The following is an 18,363-nucleotide window of genomic DNA, read 5'->3' on the forward strand; positions in this document are numbered from 1 at the left end:
AGTTGTACTGCTTAAGAGACGTCCTGAACTTCATGGTATAGGTTGCGAAAGTGTCTAATATACGTTATGGAAGTGTACGATATAGGTTGTGGAAGTCCATGATATAGGTTGTAGGACCCCAAATAGACGTCCCAGGACGTCTATTTTGAGGTCTCTAGACGTATAATTAGGGGTTTAGGAACCTACCTCATGGGGTTCAAGACGTCGTCAATGGGGTTTAGGGACCTATCCAATGGAGTATGGGGACGTACCTCATGGAGTTCAGGACGTCGTCAATGGGGTTTAGGGACGTATCTGATGGAGTATAGGAAGGTACCTCATGGGGTTTAGGGACGTACCTCATGGGGTTCAGGGACGTACCTCATGGGGTTCAGGGACCTAGCTGATAGACTTAGAGGACGTGCATTATAGGTTTTTAGGCTGTTCGGGACTGTTCAGGATTTTGTGTATTAGAATAAAATTTGGGCCTTTAGCTGCTTAGGATTTGGCCAATAGTCGCCCAGGGACAAGCCCCTAGGCTAATCCAATGGAGTCAGCCCTCTGCGAGGGCCTCAACTATTGATTACAAGGCCTGGTTCAGTTGTTGTCGCAGAGAAGAACCTTATCTAAAGGCCCTCTTTAGAGGGCTGTCTGAAAAAGCTAGCCTAGGGGCTTGTCCCTAGGCAGCAAAAAGGGGAAACACAAAATTTTAAACAGTCTCGTTTTTAGCCTCAGTTTTCTAGCTGGCCGAGACAAAATAAATTCCCCTTCTGTATACCTAAGCACCAAAGAACAGCCCATAAAAAGCGATATTATAGTAGGCCCAAAGGTGGCTTAAAAAGGGCCGAAGGCCCGCGGCTGAGGGATGGAAAGTGGTGCGGCGCAGCCGCAGACCCAGCAAAATGAGCGTAGCGAATTTTGCGCAGGGCCGAGCAGACCTGCGAGCCACGACACAGCCCGACCCGACCGCAGGGAGGGGCAGCCCCAAAACAATAAGAATAGAATAAAAACAAGCCTTTAGTTCCTCCCTATTTGGCAGAACTTTCGGTTTCTGTTATCTTTGAAAAGATTTTTGAACACAAAATTACAGCAACATGCAAACAGCAGAGCAAATTGACATGAGCCAAGTGCTCAAAGAACTAGGATTGGCCGAGGTCAATGCCGGTAGCAGCACAGGCTTAGAGGATTTTCATGAGGCCAATGCGCCCCTGATTTCTTCCTACTCTCCAGTAGATGGCGCCTTGATCGCTAAGGTATATGCCACTAGCCAGGCCGAATATGAGCGTATCGTATCGGCTGGACAAGCCGCTTTTAAGAGCTGGAGAACTACGCCTGCCCCTCAACGTGGCGAAATCGTTCGCCAATATGGAGAAGCATTGCGCCGCCACAAAGACGCTTTGGGCCGCCTAGTGTCTTATGAAATGGGAAAAAGCCTGCAAGAAGGCTGGGGTGAAGTACAGGAAATGATTGATATCTGTGACTTTGCTGTTGGACTTTCGCGCCAACTTTATGGCCTCAGCATGAAATCGGAGCGCCCCAACCACAGAATGTATGAGCAATGGCATCCGCTAGGGATCGTAGGGATTATCTCTGCCTTTAATTTCCCCGTGGCCGTTTGGTCTTGGAATGCCATGATTGCCCTCGTTTGTGGCGATGTTTGTATCTGGAAAGGCTCTGAAAAGGCTCCTCTTTGTGCTATTGCTTGCCAGAATATCTTGAAAGAGGTTTTGCAAGAGAATAAATTGCCCGAAGGACTTTCGGCAATCGTTACTGGCGATTATCATGTAGGGGAATGGATGACCAATGACGAGCGCATTCCATTGATCTCTGCTACAGGTTCTAGCCGTATGGGCCGCATTGTGGGCCAAACAGTAGCTGGCCGCTTTGGTAAAACCCTTTTGGAATTGGGCGGAAACAACGCCATTATCGTTACGCCTCAGGCTGACCTAAAAGTGACCCTAACCGCTACCATCTTTGGTGCCGTAGGTACTTGCGGACAGCGTTGTACGTCTACTCGTCGCCTCATCGTTCACGATTCTGTTTATGATAAAGTAAAAGAGTTGTTGGTGAATGCTTACCCCCAACTTCGCATTGGTAATCCTTTGGACCAGAATAACCATGTTGGTCCATTGATCGACCAAGATTCTGTAAACACTTATCTAGCCGCTATTGAAGCCGCTAAAGCCGCTGGCGGAAACGTCTTGGTTGAAGGGGGTGTATTGGAAGGTGAAGGTTATGAAAGCGGTTGCTATGTGAAGCCTTGTTTGATTGAGGTAAGCGAGCAATTTGATATCGTAAAAACAGAAACTTTTGCCCCTATCCTTTACTTGCTCAAGTACAGCGATTTGGAAGAGGCCATTGCCATGCAAAATGATGTTCCTCAAGGATTGTCTTCGGCCATTATGACCGATTCTATCCGCGAGGCCGAGCTCTTCCTTTCTGCTCAGGGTTCTGATTGCGGAATTGCCAACGTAAACATTGGTACTTCTGGAGCTGAAATTGGAGGTGCTTTTGGTGGAGAAAAAGAAACTGGTGGAGGACGTGAGTCGGGCTCTGACGCTTGGAAGGCCTATATGCGTCGCCAAACCAATACGATTAACTATGGTGCAGATGTACCTTTGGCGCAGGGAATCAAATTTGATTTCTAAGCTAAATAGCTAATTACTAAGGGGCTGCGGAAGATCTTTCGCAGCCCTTTTTTTGTATAATAAGTCAGGAAAAATAAACAGGCATTAAACCTCGGCCCTTTTGGGGTATCCTAGAAGCGAAACAAGGAAGATGGTCTATGAACAAAATGAAAATGGCCCTAGAAGAAAGTAGTTACCTACAACCAGAAGAGCAAGAATTGCTACAGCAACTCCAAATGCCGCTAAGCTTCGAGCGTGCTTTTAGCCAGTTGGTGCAACAATATCAAGAGCGCCTATACTGGCATTTGAGAGGAATGCTAGGCCCTCATGAAGAAGCCGATGAGGTCTTGCAAAATACCTTTATTAAGGTCTATAAGGGGATTGATAAGTTTAGAGGACAGTCTAAACTCTATACCTGGCTCTACCGAATTGCCACCAATGAGGCCCTGAGCCACTTGCGCAAGCGCAAGCGGCATCGGACCGAAAGTCTGGAGCTTTTGGACCATCAGGCGCCCGCCCAAGCCGATAGCTACTTGCCCGCAGAAGATATTCAAAACCTATTGCAAGAGGCTATCGCCCTTTTGCCCGATAGACAGCGACAAGTATTTTTGCTTCGCTACTATGATGAAATGCCCTATCAAGATATGGCCGAGATCCTAGAACTTTCGGTCGGTAGCCTGAAGGCCAGTTATCATCATGCCGTGAAAAAAATTGAAAACTACATTAAACAGCAATAAGATGAAGGACCCCAAAAAAGGAGCAGAAGTTTGGGCAGAGCTAGCGGATATGAGTCCGCTCTTGGCCAAGCATCGGCAGCCCTTGCCCCAAAGTCGAACTGCTCCCCCAAGGGATTATTTCCAAAAATTACCCCAGCGCCTAGAAGAGCGCCTGCAGGCCGAAGACGAACTGGCTAGTATCAGTCCCTTTTTGGCCCAACATAAAAAGCCCTTAGCGGAAGAACGCAGCGCTCCCCCAATTGGCTACTTTGAGCAAAACCTCTTGGACCTCAAGAAGAATAGAGCTCGGAAAAAGAAGAACCGCCTTTGGCCAAAATTAGGCCTAGCTGCCTCTGTGGCCCTATTGGCGGGAGCTGTTAGCTTTTGGCTATTCTCCAGCCCTCGGCTCAACAACAACAGCATGGCCATCAATAGTGAAATGGCCGAAACCTACCTCTTGGCCGAACTCGATGATTTGCCTATGGATGACCTCATGGCTTATGTCGATGATCAGACCTTGGACCAACTAGAAGCCAATTTGCTTCCCCCAGCCAATGGCATTAGCCTAGAAAACGAACTACTAGAAGAAACAAACAACGACGAGCTTCAAGAGTATCTAGATCTGGATGTTCTAGACGATCTTGAAGATGATTTGCTCAACTAAGCTGCTTCAACAGGCAGTTCCTAAACAACAATCTAAATTCTGATGACTATGAAATATTTATCATTTATGATGCTACTCTTATTGGGTGGCTTGGGCCTCAATGCACAACCCCCGGTAGATGGCCCCAAAGAAGACGGTCCCCGCAAGGAGCGTATGCAAGCCCTTCGCATTGCGTATTTAACCAAAGAGCTAGAATTGTCTAGTGATGAGGCTAAAAAGTTTTGGCCCGTATACGAGGCCTTTAAAGAAGAGAAAAAAGCTTTGCGCAAAGCAGGCAAAGCCCTACATCAAAAAGATCTGGCTTTGATGTCAGACAAAGAGGTAGAGGGTGCTTTTGAAGAAAGAATGAAGCTCAAAGAAAAGCATATTGCCCTAGAGCGCAAATACCATAAGGAGTTTAAAAAGGTTTTACCTTTGCGCAAAGTACTCATGCTTCAAAAGGCTGAAAGAGGCTTTAAAAGAGAGGTGCTCAAGGCCATGAAAGGCCATCATAAAGATGGAAAACATCATGGCGGCAAGCACCGCAGAGGGGGCAAGCATCATCGCGGAGAGCGTGGCGATGGTCCTCCTCCGCCCCCCAGAGATTAGGGTTAATCTCAGTCATGCTTTGGAAAAGAAGGTCTGCTTTGGCGGGCCTTTTTTTTTGTTTTGGGGCCTGCCGCCTTCGGCGGCCGGGCCCTTGCAGGGCTCGCAGGTCTGCTCGGCCCTTCGCTTTTTTCGCTACGCTCAAAAAGCTTGGTCTGCCGCTTCGCGGCCCCCTTTCAGGCCCCTAGGCCGAAGCGCAGGGCTTTGGTTTGGCCTTCCTTTCTACCAAGCAGAGACCCCATCTTCTTCATCGGCTTCTTTTTGGGGATAAGCTTGGCGGTAGGCCCATTTTTCTTTGGCCCGAGCAATAAACAATTGGGCCAGTAAAATATTGATGGCTTCATTTTGGGGCTGCTCCAAAATCTGTCGGACCTTATGTTCGGGAATATCCCAGCGGTAACAAAGCTGAAAAAAAGCCTCTTGCAGAGGATCTAGATAGGGGAGTAGGGCTTGGGCCAAAGCTTCTTCTAATTGGGCCTCTTCTTGGGCCTGTAAAGCGGGAAAATCCTTGGCCAAAATAGTACTTAAGGCAGAAATCGACATGGCTGTATATTTTTGGATGTAGAGGAGCGAAGCGACTGGCTGAGGGATGGAAAAGGGTGGCCCGAAGGGCCAGACCCAGCAAAAATGCGAAGCATTTTTTGCGCAGGGCCGAGCAGACCTGCGAGCCCTGACACAGCCCGACCCGCCCGCAGGGCGGGGCAGCCCCAAAAAAAAATTAACCCTCAGCGAGATAGCAATCCTCTAGTTTTTTGGCCCAATAGCTAGGGGGCTGTTCATTGAGCAGGGCTTGATTTCGGATAGGAATATTTTCGGGCTGCGGATAATGGGCCAGGGCCAGTTCCATTTCTGCCTCTCGGATGAGGTGGAGCATGGGAAAGGGCGAGCGGTTGCTATAATGGCTGCTGGCCTGTTCATCTTCGCCAGCAAAAAGGTATTTGGGATGAAAACTGGCGAGTTGATAATGGCCGCGCAAATTGAGTTGGTCAATGAGCAGATCGGCCAGATCGAGCAGGTCTAGATAATCAAAAAACTGGGTAAAGCCGCTTTCAAAAATGAGCAAGCTCGTACTAATTTCTGGATGAGCTTGTAGTTCTTGCAAAGCCTGTTCAAGGTCCAGCAGGGCCGCTTCTACGGTTTGGGCCTTAGAGCTGTGGTAGGCAATACGATTTTGGCGGTGTGGGGCATAGGCAAAAGGGCAAAGTTGGAGGTCGAGCACCACTGATTTTAGCCAAGCTTGGGTAGCTGGAATCGCCTTAGAATTTTTATTTTCTTGCATAAAAGCTTATTTTGAACAAGTTCTGGACGAAGATAAAGAATGCAAATTAGAATATGGAAATAAAAGAAGCACAGGCCGCCGTAGACCATTGGATCAAGACGGTAGGCGTTCGTTATTATAATGAGTTGACCAATACGGCCATCTTGATGGAAGAGGTGGGGGAGTTGGCTCGTTTGATGGCTCGCATATATGGGGAGCAATCCTTTAAGCGGCCTGAAGATGAGGCGAATGCTCAGGAGAACTTGGGCAGTGAGATGGGCGATATTTTGTTTGTATTGCTCTGTTTGGCCAATCAGACCGGGGTAGATTTGGGCCAAGCCTTGGAGGATATTATGGAAAAGCGCAAAATTCGGGATGCCGAGCGGCATGCCAACAACCCCAAATTGAAATCATAGGCCCTAGTTGGCTGACAAAAAGAACCTTATGAAGAAGCATAATTTTTCGGCTGGACCAGCCATTTTACCCGCCACAGTTTTGGCCGAAGCGGCCGAGGCGGTAAAAGAATTTGGACAAGAAGGGCTATCTATTTTAGAGATGTCGCATCGTTCTAAGCCGATTACGGCTGTAGTGGATGAGGCTCGGGATTTGGTGCGGGAACTCTTGGAGCTAGAAGATGACTTTGAGGTACTTTTCCTAACGGGAGGGGCTTCCTCGCAGTTTTTTATGGTCCCGATGAACTTGTTGGGAGAAGGCGAAACGGCGGCTTATATTGATACGGGGACATGGGCGACCAAAGCCATCAAAGAGGCCAAAAACTTTGGAGAGGTAGTCGTTGTGGGTAGTTCTGCGGATAAAGACTATACGTATATTCCCAAAGCTTGTCAGATTCCGGCCCATTGCAAATACCTGCATATAACGACCAACAATACCGTTCGGGGGAGTCAGTTTCATCATTTGCCAGAGCGTCCCGAGGGTTGTTTATTGGTTGCGGATATGTCATCAGACATTTTTAGTCGCCCGATTGATGCCAACCAATACGACTTAATTTATGCTGGGGCGCAGAAGAACTTGGGGCCAGCGGGAGTGACCTTAGTGATTGTCCGCAAATCTATTTTGGGCAACATCCAGCGTCAGATTCCGACCATGCTCGATTATCAGACGCATGTCAAAAAGGGCTCGATGTTTAATACACCGCCGGTATATCCCATTTATGTATCTATGTTGACCTTGCGATGGATTCAGGGGCAGGGTGGCTTAAAGGCCATGCAGCGTCGGAATAAAGAAAAGGCCGATTTGTTGTATCAGGCGGTAGAGGCGCATCCTAATTTCCGTCCCACCGTAGCCAAGGCGGATCGTTCTATCATGAACGCCTGTTTTGTGGCGGATACGGCAGCGCATGAGGCGGCCTTTTTGGCCTATTGCGAGGCCAATGGCATTAGTGGTTTGAAGGGCCACCGATCGGTGGGGGGCTTTCGGGCTTCTATGTACAATGCTATGGATTTGGCATCGGTGCAACATCTCGTTGATTTGCTGAACAACTTTAAGCCATAGGGAAAATGCAAAAGCCCTCGCCTGAAATTGGGCGAGGGCTTTCTTTCTAAAAATAGCTTGTACTTATTCAAAAATGACGCTATTGGCTTCTAAAACGAGCTGAGATCCTTCCCCGCCTTTATATTCGCTATAGGGGGTTGCTTTTGTGGGCTCGCCATTGAGGTCGATCACCCAGAAGTGATGAACGGGAGCATCTTCTACTAGCCCCATCTCCACAACATTTTCATCGGCAGAAATATTGGTCCAGTAGTTTTGGTCCATAAAAAAGTAGGCTTGGTCTTCTACATCTTTGGTTTGTGCTTTCTGGCTAATATGGGCTTGTCCTTTGTCGTCGTAACGGACCGAAAGCTGTACTTTTTTGCCGTCAAAGTTATAGGTTTTACCTACCTCATAATGTTGGGCAAAAAGAAAAGAGCTGCAGAATAGGCAGAGGAATAAAAGTAAGTGCTTCATTGTATTTGCTTGTAAAATTATAGAATACTTTAAGATAGTTGTTTTTTATTTACAAGTAGTAGTTAAGATGGTCTTTTTTATGGAATTAGGTCGTTTTCTGGGGCTTGCCCGCCCTGTGGGCGGGCCGGGCTGTGTCAGGGCTCGCAAGTCTGCTCGGCCCTGCGGCCTGACGGCCTTGGTCTGCGGCTACGCCGCCCCCTTTTCCATCCCTAAGCCTGCGGCCCTTCGGGCCTGTAGGATGGATATATACCTGTAGGTTGAAACCTACAGCAACAGTGGTATTGCTTCGCAATGCTTATAAATGAGGGTTGAAACCCTCATGAAGTTAACGCCATACTTTAGCAAGGCCAGCTATATGAACAGTGGAGGCCCTTTAGGGCTGACTCTATTGGATTAGCCTAGGGGCTTGTCCCTAGGCGATGAACAGCAGGCGGCAAAGCCGCCATGGCCGAAGGCCAAACGGCCTAGCGATGTGCAGCAGTGGCCCGCAGGGCCAGACCGAGCCGCTGAAAGCGGCAAAGGGCCGAGCGAACAGCGAGCTGCGGAACGTAGCGCCCGCCGCAGGCGGGAGGCCCCAAAACAACAGCGAGCTGCGGAACGACAACAAGGCCTTTAGGCCGCAGTTCGACGACCGAAGGGAGTAACCGCCGCAGCTTTGCTGCGAAGGCCCCAAAGAAAAAGGCTAAAAAAATTTGGAATCGAACAAACGTTTGGTAAATTTGCCAAAGCAACAAACCAAATAAAAATGCCCGTACAAAAGATTACGAAAGAGGAAATTGTGCGAAAAGCGATTATTGTTTTTCGAAAGCAAGGATACAACAAAACCTCTATGCGTGATTTGGCCCAGGCTTGTGGCTTGCAAAAAGGGAGTTTTTATCATTATTTTTCTTCTAAAGAGGCCTTAATGTTAGAGGTCTTGACTACCTTATTGGAGTATTATCGCAAGAAGATTTTTGCCATTGCCTATGAGGAGGAGAGGAGTCCCTTGGCGCGTTTACAAGCTTTTTTTGACCAACAAGCGCCTATATTTACGCAAGATTTGGCGGGTTGTCTCTTTGGCAATATTACCTTAGAAACCATTTCTGTAGAACCTGAATTTAGGCGGGTGTTGCAAGCTTTTTTTGAAGATTGGATAGCTGCTTTTGCCCATTTATTTCTGCGGGCAGGAGCCTCTGAAGAGGAGGCGCTCAAGGCGGCTCGGCAGACAGTTATGCAGATAGAAGGCGCATTAATGATGATGCGTGTTTTTCAAGATATTAAATTGTTGGGCTCGGCCTGCAATTGGGCCCTAGAGCGGCTCAAGCGTTGGCCAAAAGCCGAAAAAAAATAATTCCTTCATTAAATTAATTAGAATCACAAGATGAGCAGACGGATTAGTAAAGTCGCTGTACTCGGATCTGGTGTTATGGGAATGGGTATTGCTGCCCATTGTGCAAACATTGGACTAGAGGTATTGCTATTGGACATTGTTCCTTTTGACCTTTCTGAAGAGGAAAAGCAAAACCCCGCAGCGCGCAATCGATTGGCCGATCAGGCCCTTAAAGCCGCTGTTAAGGCCAAGAAAATTGAGCCCTTTTATGATCCTGCTTTTGCTAGCCGTGTAAGCACAGGCAACTTTGAGGATGATTTCCATAAAATTGCTGATTGCGATTGGATTATTGAGGTTGTTGTAGAGCGCCTCGATATTAAGCAAAAGGTATTTGCACAAGTAGAAAAATATCGTAAGGCTGGGGCTATTGTGAGCTCAAACACCTCGGGTATTCCCATTTCTATGATGCTAGAAGGACGTAGCGAAGATTTTCAGAAGAACTTCTGTGGGACGCACTTTTTCAACCCCCCTCGTTACCTCCAACTTCTCGAGATTATTCCCACAAAAAAGACCGATCCTGCATTGATCGACTTTTTTATGGATTATGGTAGCCGTTTCCTTGGAAAGCAAACGGTACTTTGTAAAGATACTCCCGCCTTTATCGCTAACCGCGTAGGGGTATATGCTATGGCCAAGATTTTCCAGTTGACGGAAGAGCTTGGTCTTTCTATTGAAGAGGTAGATCAGTTGACTGGCCCAGCGCTTGGCCGCCCTAAAACGGGAACTTTTGCCTTGGCTGATTTGGTGGGTCTAGATACTGCCGAAAAGGTAATCAAGGGAATCAAAGATAACTGCCCAACGGATGAGCAAGCTGCCGCTTTTGAAGTACCTGCTTATCTGCAGTTTTTGCTAGAGAACAAATTTTTGGGGAACAAAACCAAAAAAGGGTTCTATGAGCGCACTAAACAAAAAGATGAGAATGGCCGCAAAATTAAGTTGGCCCTCAATTTAGCGACTCAGGAGTATGCTCCTGCTCAGCGGGTGAAGACTGCACTTTTGGGCGACCTCAAAAATGTTTCTGGTCTAGCGGGCAAGGTAAAAACCTTCTTCAAAGATAAATATCAAGAGGACAAAGGGGCCGAGTTGGTTCGCCGCTCATTGTTGGGTCTTTTTGCCTATGTGTCTAACCGCATTCCCGAAATCTCTGATCAGTTGTATAGCATTGATGATGCTTTGCGTGCTGGTTTTGCATGGAAAGTTGGTCCTTTCCAGTACTGGGACATGATTGGCCTAGAAAAAGGAGTAGAATTGGCTGAGGCCGATGGACAAACAGTGGCCGCTTGGGTAAAAGAAATGATTGCTGCAGGTCATACTAGCTTCTATAAGGTAGTGAATGGCGTAACTAACTACTATAATGTAGACAGCAAATCTTATCAGCCCGTACCCGGCGCCGAGCAGTCTATTATCTTGGACAATATCCGGGATAAGTCTGTAGTTTGGGAAAACAGCGATGTTCAGCTACACGATATTGGAGACCAAGTGCTTTGCTTGGAGTTCCGTTCTTACCAAAACACTTTGGGAGAGGGTGTCGTTCGCGGTGTCATGCAAGCTATTGAAATTGCTGAGCAAGGAGACTGGAGAGGTTTGGTGATTGGTAACAATGCCACGAACTTCTCTGTTGGGGCCAACTTGATGTTGATTGCCCAGATGGCTTATGAGCAAGATTTTGATGAGCTCAATATGGCCATTCACGCTTTCCAGCAAATGAATATGCGCGTGCGCTATTCTAGCATTCCCGTTGTAGTCGCTACTCAAGGATTCACCTTTGGTGGGGGTTGCGAAATGGCCATGCATGCCGATGCTGTCATTGCTTCTGCCGAATCTTATATCGGTTTGGTTGAGGTAGGTGTTGGTTTGATCCCTGGTGGTGCTGGAACCAAAGAGTTTGCTCTCCGTGCCTCAGATAGCTTCCACAAAGAGGATGTATATGTTCCCAAATTGATCGACCGTTTCAAAACGATCGCTATGGCTTCTGTGGCTACCTCTGCCCCCAAAGCCTTCAATGAAGGATACCTCCGTCATGGAATCGATCAAGTATCTGTAAATACGAGCCTCACGCTTCAAAAAGCGAAGCAAAAGGTGATTGCTTTGGCCAATGCAGGTTATGTACAGCCAGCTAGCCGCCATGATATCGAAGTATTGGGCCGTGGTGGTCTAGGCGCACTTTATGTAGCTGCCGAAAGCCTCCGCCTAGGTCGCTATGCTAGCGATCACGATATCAAGATTGCCAAAAAAGTAGCTTATGTGCTTTGTGGTGGAGATCTTTCTGCCCAGCAAAAAGTATCGGAGCAATATCTACTCGATATCGAAAGAGAGGCCTTCTTGCAGCTTTGTGGCGAGCAAAAGACCCTCGAGCGTATTCAGGCGATGCTCACCACCGGCAGACCTTTGCGTAACTAAGCCGAGCGACTCATTATTATTTCAGACTTTAAAGATGCTAATATAAATATGGATGCATATATCGTAGCGGGCTATCGTACCGCTGTAGGACGTGCCAAGAAAGGAGGTTTTCGCTTTATGCGCTCTGATGATTTGGCCGTAGAGGTAATCCAACACCTCCTCAAAAAAGTAGAAGGCGTAGAAGCCGATATGGTAGATGATGTTTTGGTAGGTTGCGCCAACCCCGAAGGGGAGCAGGGCCTCCAAATCGGTCGCCAAATTTCTATGCGCGCCCTAAGCAAATCAGTAGCTGGGGTAACCGTAAACCGCTATTGTGCTTCTGGCCTCGAAACAATTGCTATGGCTACCGCTAAGATTAAGGCCGGTATGGGCCATATCTTTGTGGCCGGTGGTGCCGAGAGCATGAGCATGATTCCCATGACGGGCTATAAGTTGGCCCCCAACTATAATGTAGCTTCTACTACTCCCGATTATTTGGTGGGTATGGGACTTACTGCCGAGGCGGTGAGCAATAAATACAATATTTCTAGAGAGGACCAAGATGAGTTCGCCTACCTTTCTCATGTGAAGGCCGCCAAAGCTTTGGATGAAGGCTATTTCAATGATCAGATTGTCCCTGTAGATGTTCAGGAGGTTTATGTAGAAAATGGCCAGCGCAAAGAACGTAGCTTTACTGTTGCCCAGGATGAAGGCGTGCGCCGTAGCACTACTCCCGAGGCTTTGGCTAAATTGCGTCCCGTTTTTGCCCAAGGAGGTAGCGTTACCGCAGGTAACTCTTCTCAAACTTCTGATGGAGCTGCCTTCGTTTTGGTGGTTTCTGAAGAAATGGTCAAGCAACTCAATCTACAACCTATCGCTCGCCTAGCCGCCTGCGCCGTAGGTGGTGTAGAGCCCTTGTATATGGGTATTGGTCCCTGCGTGGCCATCCCCAAAGCACTCAAGCAAGCTGGTTTGCAGTTGGGCGATATCGACCAAATTGAATTGAATGAGGCTTTTGCCGCTCAATCTTTGGCCGTTATCCGCGAGGCGGGCCTAGATCCCAATATCGTGAACGTCAATGGAGGCGCTATCGCTCTTGGCCACCCCTTGGGATGTACCGGCGCGAAGTTGTCGATCCAACTCCTCAACGAAATGCGTCGCCGTAACCAAAAATACGGTATGGTGACTGCCTGTGTTGGTGGTGGACAAGGTATTGCGGGTATCTACGAGCTACTCTAGATTAAGGAATACTTATAATATTGAAAGACCTGCTCCTGCTCTGGAGTAGGTCTTTTTCTTTTTAATTTAGAATGTTTTGGGGCTTGCCCGCCCTGTGGGCGGGCCGGGCTGTGTCAGGGCTCGCAAGTCTGCTCGGCCCTGCGGCCTAACGGCCTTGGTCTGCGGCTGCGCCGCCCCCTTTTCCATCCCTAAGCCTGCGGCGGCTTCGCCGCCTGCTAGCTGTGGCTGCAGGTTAAAACCAGCAGCCATACAACAGCGGTATTGCTCCACAATACTAGCAGAATGAGAGTTGCCTTTACTCTTTAAGCAAAACAAAGTAACCTGCCATATCTTTTGATTCTGTGCGTTTAACTTCGTTCAGCTTATAGCGGAGAGGATGAAAATCTTTGCCTTTCAGTTCTTTGATGTGTTTATTTAAGCGTTCTGTCAATTTTTGGCAGACCTCATTAACTGTACCTTCATTGTATGAATGTCTAAAAGTAGCTCTGAAAATCAATTGTGTAGCCTTGTAGTAGTTGAAATAAAAGTTGTAAGTTCTTCTTTTTGTTGTACGTAAAAACTTAATTGCTCAGATAATTCTTTATCTAAAGGGTTGCTTATTTCTTGTTTGCGAAGCTTGTGTACAAGTTTTTTGTAATTTTCTTGCTCCTCCTTGAAGGCAAGCAAAATTTTACTTATTTCCGCTAATATTTCTTTTTTGTCCATGACTTTATTTTTATGGTGCTGGTTAGGTAAGAAGATTCTATGAATTGCTTTGGTAATGAATCCATTTTTTTTGATATACTATCAGCCAATATATAAGATCCCGTATCGTTTTGAATATATGAAAATATGTAATCGCCATTCATATGAAAATATGACTTTCTGATTATATGAGCTGACTCGCTATCTAGTTTTTTATTGAATTCGTTTTCTATTATAGTAGGGATGACTTTAGGGTCAAAGCTAAGCCCTCTATCTTCCTTTGTATTGCTTCTCATAGAAATTGATTTATTAGAAGCATAGTTGTCTTTAGGGATATATTCCATTAATAGATATTCTTTTAGAGGAATGTTTTTTGGATTAAAAAGATCTAATCCTCGGAAAGAATCAATGGCTATAGAATAATCTTTGGAAGTAGTAACGGATTTTAAAAATTCAAATCCACTAGAACTGTAGGTCGAAGTTTCTTTATAGATACTTATACGCGCACTACTAGAGTCCTTCTTTGGGGAGTATACCATTAGCCCTACTTCTAGTGTATCATTTTCAAATTTGCTGCTAGATAGCCTTGTAATCTTCCCATCGGTCCAAGTTGTATCGCCCTCAACAATAGGTTCGGCTAGACTATCCTTAGCTGTAGTTTTTTGAGGGGGTTCCTCTCCACAGCTACTGAAAAATAAAAAGCCACTCATGCTTAGCAGAAGCAAGCTCATTTTAGATAGATATTCCATAGTCTTTGAATTTAGTTTTAAGTTCATTTTTAAGTGATTGTAATTTATTCGAACTTTGGTTTAAGTCATTTAATAAAGTGCGGAGCTCTCCCCGCACTTCATCCAAACTCCCCTCTACCGTTCGGTTTTTTAAATGCTGTTTTAGATTAGCCACAATCTTAATGAGTCGAGGCTCTTTGGCCTTAGCTTCTGCTACAAAAGCGCTGTATTTCTGCTGTTTTTGCTCACTAATTTCTTGCAGTTTGTCTTGCAGGGATTTAGAGAGTTTTAGTAATCGAAGTGATAGTTGATAATGTCGCTCTTCAATTTTTTTAGCTCATCTAACTTAATTTTAGCTTTAAAAGCCATACGCTAAAGTTTTTACGGTTATTAGATACGACTAAGCTAACGGCTTTTTTTCGCAAACGCAAGTTATGTCTTAACGTTTATTCATTTTTTATTTTCTGGGGCTTGCCCGCCCGATGGGCGGGCCGGGCTGTTTCGCAGCTCGCTATTCGCTCGGCCCTGCGCGGGCTATGCCCGCTTGGTCTGGCCTACGGCCACTGCTGTCCATCCCTAAGCCTGCGGCCCTGCGGGCCTTTTTACTGTAGGTTGAAACCTACAGCAACAGTGGTATTGCTTCGCAATGCTTATAAATGAGGGTGGAAACCCTCATGAAGTTAACGTCATCCTTTAGAGGGTAAGGCCAGCTATATGAACAGTGGAGGCCCTTTAGGGCTGACTCCATTGGATTAGCCTAGGGGCTTGTCCCTAGGCGATGAACAGCAGGCGGCAAAGCCGCCGCAAAGGAGCGAAGCGACTGGCCTAGCGATGCGGCGGGGTGGCCGTTAGGCCAGACCGAGCCAGCTTGCTGGCGAAGGGCCGAGCAGACCTGCGAGCCCCAAAGCGTAGCGCCGACGACCGAAGGGAGGCGGAGGCCCCAAAAAAATAAATCAGTTGCAGCTTTGGCTTAAATTCTGCAATTTTGCCCTACTCATCATTCCAACAACTTATGCAGTATTATCTACTTTTTGCCCTCTTCCTTTTGGGCTACTCCAATAGCTATGCGCAAAGCAAGGCGCAAGAAGCAAAAGCCGAAACTTGCGAAAAGGTCTATCGGGAAATTGCACAGGCCATTAATGACCCCCGCCCACTGCCGGCCTTTAATTTTATTTACCAAAAAGGCAGCAAGCCCTATTATAATGCTTACTATAATCCGCAAAATAACTCTATTAATTTCGGAGAAGGGATTTATGACCTGGCCCTAGAATTTGGCGCCGACTCCCTAAATGCCCTAGCCATGGTGCTGGGCCATGAACTGGCCCATTATTATAAGGACCACGGTTGGGGAATGTCTTTTGGTACCGCCAATGAAGACAGCGAAATCGCCGATAAGATTTATGAAATGGAGCTGGACGAAACCCAACGCGCCCGCATGGAAGCCGAAGCCGATTATTTTGGTGGCCTTTTTGGCTATCTGGCAGGCTATAATACTCTAGAGGTAGGAGGGGAGTTTTATAGCCGCTTGTATGAGACGATCGGCCTGCCCGATTCGACCAAGGGCTACCCCAGCCGAAAAGACCGCATCGCCATCTGCGATAATTCTCAAAAGATGCTGCAAGACCTTTTGCCCCTTTTTCAAATGGCAAATTACTTGGCATTAATGGGACAAGAAGAACGGGCCGCCAGAGCCTACGCCCAACTGGCCCAACAGTTTCCAGGCCGAGCAATTTATAATAATGCAGCCGTGAATTTTCTGCTGGCCGCTCTCAAAGAATATAAGGCCGAAGATTTACCCTTTCAGTTGCCTTTGCAGCTAGAACTCCAAAGCCGATTGGAGCAAAATAGTAAGGGCAACCGCCAACCCAAAAAAGAACGCTTTCTGGCCCAAGCCCGCCAAATGCTAGATAAATCCCTACAGGTTTCGCCCAATTATGGACCCGCTTTACTCAATGAAATTATCTGGGCCCTGCTCAAAGAAGATCGAGATTTAGCCCTCTTTAAGGCTAAACGCCTGGCCAAAAATGAAGAGATGCCCGCCCATATTCAAGATAAAGCCCATCTCCTGATCGGAATTATTTTGGCCCAAAATGGAGAGGAAAAAGCCGCCAAAAAACAATTTAAACAATTGCGAAAAGCCCTGCCCGATTTGGCCGAGGCTAACCTCTCTGCCCTTAAATCTAAACGCTGGCAAGCCCGACAAGCCACTAAACGCCAAGAGATTAGCGGAGAAGCCGAGCGCTATGACAAACTTCCCCTGGCCGAACTCCCTAGCTATTTTGAAAATAATCAACCCGACATCATCCAAATGATGGAACGCCAACAAGAGGATAGTCCCGAGTTGCTATTAATCGCTAGCCGATTGGAGCAAAAAGAGGCCCTGCTTTTGGCTAGCTACGGCCAAGCCAATGAAGAGGAAATCTGGGGCTTTTTGCAGTTTAATGCCGATTATCAGGGAGAAACCGCCCGCGGAATTAAAATCGGTAGCCGCCAAAGCGAAATCGAAAAATTATACGGCTTTGCCGCCAATAGCCTAAGTACGGGCAAGGGGAAGTTGCTCTATTATCCTTTGGCTGGACTCATTTTTAGTCTGGACCAAAATGGGCAGCTAGACCGTTGGTTGCAGTTTTCTAAATTGCAATAATATGCTCTATATCTACGGCTTAATCCTTTTCCTTAGCCTCGGCTACGGCGCATTAATGGCCAGCTATTGCTTTTTTTGGGCAAGGCTGGCCCCTTCTTTTTTACCCCCCAATTATCAGCCGAAAAAGAAGATTAGTATTGTCTTGGCGGCCCGAAATGAGGAGGAACATATCGAAAGCTGCCTCCGCTCTCTCTTGGCCCAAGATTATCCCCCCGAATTAATGGAGATTGTTCTGGTGGATGACCATTCTGAAGATACCACCCGCAGCATTGCCGAGAGTTTCCAAGACGACCGCCTGCAGATCATCGCTCTGCAAAAGGGCCTAGGCAAAAAAGCCGCTCTGGCCCAAGCTATTGCCGCCGCTCAAGGCGAATACCTGCTTTTTACCGATGCCGATTGCCAATTGCCCCCTCTTTGGGCCAAACAACTTTGCTTCCCGATGGAGCAAGAAAATATGCAGTTTGTGGCCGCTCCCGTCCTCTTTTCTTATCGAAATCGCTTTTTGGAAAAAGCCCAGGCCCTCGATTTTATGGGCATGATGGCCATCACGGGCGCTGGCATTAATGGCCAATATATGCGGATGTGCAATGGGGCCAATATGGCCTATCCCAAGGCCCGATATATCGAACTAAACGGCTTTGCTGGCATGGACCAGATTGCCTCTGGCGACGATATGCTCTTTTTGCAAAAAGTAGCCGAAAAATACCCCCAACAAATCGCTTTTGTCAAAAGCCTAGAGGCCGCCGTGCAAACTCCCGCCGTACAAACTTATGCCGCTTTTTGGCGACAACGCCTCCGCTGGTCCTCCAAATCTGGGTCCTACAAAGACCGCCGAACCGAACTACAATTGGGCCTCGTTTGGGCCTTCTCTTGCTCCCTTTTTATCAGCAGTATCGCCCTGTTTTTCGGCTTTTCGCCCTATTGGGTCCTCGGCCAATGGGCCCTCAAAGCCCTAGCCGATTACTGCCTGCTGTCTAGCGCTAGCCGCTTTTTTCAGCGCCGCCAACTCCTCCGCATTTTCTGGCCCGCCCTGCTGGCTCACCTGCTTTATATTGTGCTGGTCGGCACGGCCTCGCTTTTTCCACAAAATTACCAATGGAAAGGCCGTTCATGGCGATAAGATGAAGGGGGTGGGCCTCCGCTGCGGCTTCGCCTTGCGGCGCTACGTTTACTCCCTATGGTCGTCGAACTGCGAACTAAAGTTCTTGTTGTCGCAGCTCGCTGATTTTTTGGGGCCTCCGCCCCCCTTCGGTCGTCGGCGCTACGCTTCAGGGCTCGCAGGTCTGCTCGGCCCTGCGGCCTGACGGCCTTGGTCTGCGGCTTCGCCACCCCCTTTCGCATCGCTAGGCCTGCGGCCCTTCGGGCCTGTAGGATGGATATATAGACCTGCGGGTTGAAACCCGCAGCCAGATTAGGTCCCAATTAGCAAGCTTTTAGCGCTCCCATGGCTTGCAGCTTAAAAGCCGCAAGACCTGAAAACTGAATGCTTTCGCCTATCTCCAATGAAGCCGGGGCTTTTAAGCCGC

Annotated in this window: 16 protein-coding genes; 11 read left to right on the plus strand and 5 right to left on the minus strand. The window is 47.6% G+C overall.

What is annotated here, in order from left to right; genetic code table 11:
- The first annotated feature begins 1,073 nt into the window (after nt 1-1,073).
- The 4 genes from amaB to SGRA_RS11245 all read left to right on the plus strand — a co-directional run bounded on the left by amaB (nt 1,074) and on the right by SGRA_RS11245 (nt 4,574).
- Nucleotides 1,074-2,627: an L-piperidine-6-carboxylate dehydrogenase gene (amaB, locus tag SGRA_RS11230; RefSeq protein ID WP_015692810.1), complete on the plus strand. Its 1,554-nt coding sequence runs from the start codon at nt 1,074-1,076 to the stop codon at nt 2,625-2,627.
- A 137-nt stretch (nt 2,628-2,764) separates the two neighbouring features.
- Nucleotides 2,765-3,343, plus strand: coding sequence for an RNA polymerase sigma factor (locus SGRA_RS11235; protein WP_015692811.1), 579 nt, complete (start codon nt 2,765-2,767; stop codon nt 3,341-3,343).
- Nucleotides 3,318-3,986, plus strand: coding sequence for a hypothetical protein (locus SGRA_RS11240; protein WP_245538543.1), 669 nt, complete (start codon nt 3,318-3,320; stop codon nt 3,984-3,986). Before SGRA_RS11235 ends, SGRA_RS11240 begins: the two co-directional genes overlap by 26 nt.
- 48 nt (nt 3,987-4,034) lie before the next feature.
- Entirely contained in the window at nt 4,035-4,574 is a 540-nt protein-coding gene (locus SGRA_RS11245) for a hypothetical protein (protein ID WP_245538544.1), read from the plus strand.
- A 219-nt stretch (nt 4,575-4,793) separates the two neighbouring features.
- Here SGRA_RS11245 and SGRA_RS11255 read toward each other — a convergent pair whose 3' ends face one another.
- Both SGRA_RS11255 and SGRA_RS11260 read right to left on the minus strand, forming a co-directional pair.
- Nucleotides 4,794-5,114 (minus strand): hypothetical protein, encoded by a 321-nt coding sequence (locus SGRA_RS11255; RefSeq protein ID WP_015692814.1) that lies wholly within the window; start codon nt 5,112-5,114, stop codon nt 4,794-4,796.
- Between the two features lie 175 nt (nt 5,115-5,289).
- Complete coding sequence (locus SGRA_RS11260) at nt 5,290-5,850, minus strand: DUF1415 domain-containing protein (RefSeq protein WP_015692815.1); 561 nt, start codon at nt 5,848-5,850, stop codon at nt 5,290-5,292.
- 53 nt (nt 5,851-5,903) lie between these two features.
- On the opposite strand from SGRA_RS11260, the gene SGRA_RS11265 reads away from it, so the two are divergent.
- Together SGRA_RS11265 and serC are read left to right on the plus strand one after the other, a co-directional pair.
- Entirely contained in the window at nt 5,904-6,245 is a 342-nt protein-coding gene (locus tag SGRA_RS11265; protein WP_015692816.1) for a nucleotide pyrophosphohydrolase, read from the plus strand.
- A gap of 28 nt (nt 6,246-6,273) precedes the next feature.
- Nucleotides 6,274-7,341 carry a 3-phosphoserine/phosphohydroxythreonine transaminase gene (serC, locus tag SGRA_RS11270; RefSeq protein WP_015692817.1) on the plus strand — a complete coding sequence of 356 codons (1,068 nt, stop codon included), beginning with the start codon at nt 6,274-6,276 and terminating at the stop codon, nt 7,339-7,341.
- Nucleotides 7,342-7,404: 63 nt separating this feature from the next.
- Here the strand turns inward: serC and SGRA_RS11275 are convergent, their stop codons facing one another.
- The gene (locus SGRA_RS11275; protein ID WP_015692818.1) at nt 7,405-7,794 is read right to left on the minus strand and encodes a hypothetical protein; all 390 of its coding nucleotides are present in this window, start codon (nt 7,792-7,794) and stop codon (nt 7,405-7,407) included.
- Nucleotides 7,795-8,539: 745 nt separating this feature from the next.
- Here SGRA_RS11275 and SGRA_RS11285 point away from each other — a divergent pair.
- From SGRA_RS11285 to SGRA_RS11295, 3 genes are read left to right on the plus strand one after another with little or no spacing between them, the layout of a single operon-like run.
- Nucleotides 8,540-9,124 (plus strand): TetR/AcrR family transcriptional regulator, encoded by a 585-nt coding sequence (locus SGRA_RS11285; RefSeq protein ID WP_015692821.1) that lies wholly within the window; start codon nt 8,540-8,542, stop codon nt 9,122-9,124.
- Between the two features lie 30 nt (nt 9,125-9,154).
- Nucleotides 9,155-11,563 (plus strand): 3-hydroxyacyl-CoA dehydrogenase/enoyl-CoA hydratase family protein, encoded by a 2,409-nt coding sequence (locus SGRA_RS11290; protein WP_041329635.1) that lies wholly within the window; start codon nt 9,155-9,157, stop codon nt 11,561-11,563.
- A gap of 48 nt (nt 11,564-11,611) precedes the next feature.
- Nucleotides 11,612-12,781 (plus strand): thiolase family protein, encoded by a 1,170-nt coding sequence (locus SGRA_RS11295; RefSeq protein WP_015692823.1) that lies wholly within the window; start codon nt 11,612-11,614, stop codon nt 12,779-12,781.
- 492 nt (nt 12,782-13,273) lie between these two features.
- Here the strand turns inward: SGRA_RS11295 and SGRA_RS11310 are convergent, their stop codons facing one another.
- Both SGRA_RS11310 and SGRA_RS11315 read right to left on the minus strand, forming a co-directional pair.
- A complete protein-coding gene (locus SGRA_RS11310) occupies nt 13,274-13,486 on the minus strand; it encodes a hypothetical protein (RefSeq protein ID WP_015692826.1) in 213 nt (70 codons plus the stop codon).
- Nucleotides 13,465-14,214 carry a hypothetical protein gene (locus tag SGRA_RS11315; RefSeq protein ID WP_041329636.1) on the minus strand — a complete coding sequence of 250 codons (750 nt, stop codon included), beginning with the start codon at nt 14,212-14,214 and terminating at the stop codon, nt 13,465-13,467. Before SGRA_RS11315 ends, SGRA_RS11310 begins: the two co-directional genes overlap by 22 nt.
- 964 nt (nt 14,215-15,178) lie before the next feature.
- Here SGRA_RS11315 and SGRA_RS11325 point away from each other — a divergent pair.
- The gene (locus SGRA_RS11325) at nt 15,179-16,837 is read left to right on the plus strand and encodes a M48 family metalloprotease (protein WP_245538545.1); all 1,659 of its coding nucleotides are present in this window, start codon (nt 15,179-15,181) and stop codon (nt 16,835-16,837) included.
- Between the two features lies 1 nt (nt 16,838).
- On the plus strand, nt 16,839-17,957 hold the full coding sequence (locus SGRA_RS11330; protein ID WP_015692830.1) for a glycosyltransferase: 1,119 nt from the start codon (nt 16,839-16,841) through the stop codon (nt 17,955-17,957).
- Nucleotides 17,958-18,363 lie beyond the last annotated feature (406 nt).

It is taken from the genome of Saprospira grandis str. Lewin (assembly GCF_000250635.1).
GTDB lineage: Bacteria > Bacteroidota > Bacteroidia > Chitinophagales > Saprospiraceae > Saprospira > Saprospira grandis.

What these genes read in the sequence shown, in the direction of transcription:
- SGRA_RS11255 (WP_015692814.1), bottom strand. Translation starts at nt 5,114, where the DNA reads ATGTCGATTTCTGCCTTAAGTACTATTTTGGCCAAGGATTTTCCCGCT.
- SGRA_RS11265 (WP_015692816.1), top strand. Translation starts at nt 5,904, where the DNA reads ATGGAAATAAAAGAAGCACAGGCCGCCGTAGACCATTGGATCAAGACG.
- SGRA_RS11310 (WP_015692826.1), bottom strand. Translation starts at nt 13,486, where the DNA reads ATGGACAAAAAAGAAATATTAGCGGAAATAAGTAAAATTTTGCTTGCC.
- SGRA_RS11235 (WP_015692811.1), top strand. Translation starts at nt 2,765, where the DNA reads ATGAACAAAATGAAAATGGCCCTAGAAGAAAGTAGTTACCTACAACCA.
- SGRA_RS11290 (WP_041329635.1), top strand. Translation starts at nt 9,155, where the DNA reads ATGAGCAGACGGATTAGTAAAGTCGCTGTACTCGGATCTGGTGTTATG.
- SGRA_RS11295 (WP_015692823.1), top strand. Translation starts at nt 11,612, where the DNA reads ATGGATGCATATATCGTAGCGGGCTATCGTACCGCTGTAGGACGTGCC.
- SGRA_RS11315 (WP_041329636.1), bottom strand. Translation starts at nt 14,214, where the DNA reads ATGGAATATCTATCTAAAATGAGCTTGCTTCTGCTAAGCATGAGTGGC.
- SGRA_RS11260 (WP_015692815.1), bottom strand. Translation starts at nt 5,850, where the DNA reads ATGCAAGAAAATAAAAATTCTAAGGCGATTCCAGCTACCCAAGCTTGG.
- amaB (WP_015692810.1), top strand. Translation starts at nt 1,074, where the DNA reads ATGCAAACAGCAGAGCAAATTGACATGAGCCAAGTGCTCAAAGAACTA.
- SGRA_RS11275 (WP_015692818.1), bottom strand. Translation starts at nt 7,794, where the DNA reads ATGAAGCACTTACTTTTATTCCTCTGCCTATTCTGCAGCTCTTTTCTT.
- SGRA_RS11285 (WP_015692821.1), top strand. Translation starts at nt 8,540, where the DNA reads ATGCCCGTACAAAAGATTACGAAAGAGGAAATTGTGCGAAAAGCGATT.
- SGRA_RS11330 (WP_015692830.1), top strand. Translation starts at nt 16,839, where the DNA reads ATGCTCTATATCTACGGCTTAATCCTTTTCCTTAGCCTCGGCTACGGC.
- SGRA_RS11245 (WP_245538544.1), top strand. Translation starts at nt 4,035, where the DNA reads ATGAAATATTTATCATTTATGATGCTACTCTTATTGGGTGGCTTGGGC.
- serC (WP_015692817.1), top strand. Translation starts at nt 6,274, where the DNA reads ATGAAGAAGCATAATTTTTCGGCTGGACCAGCCATTTTACCCGCCACA.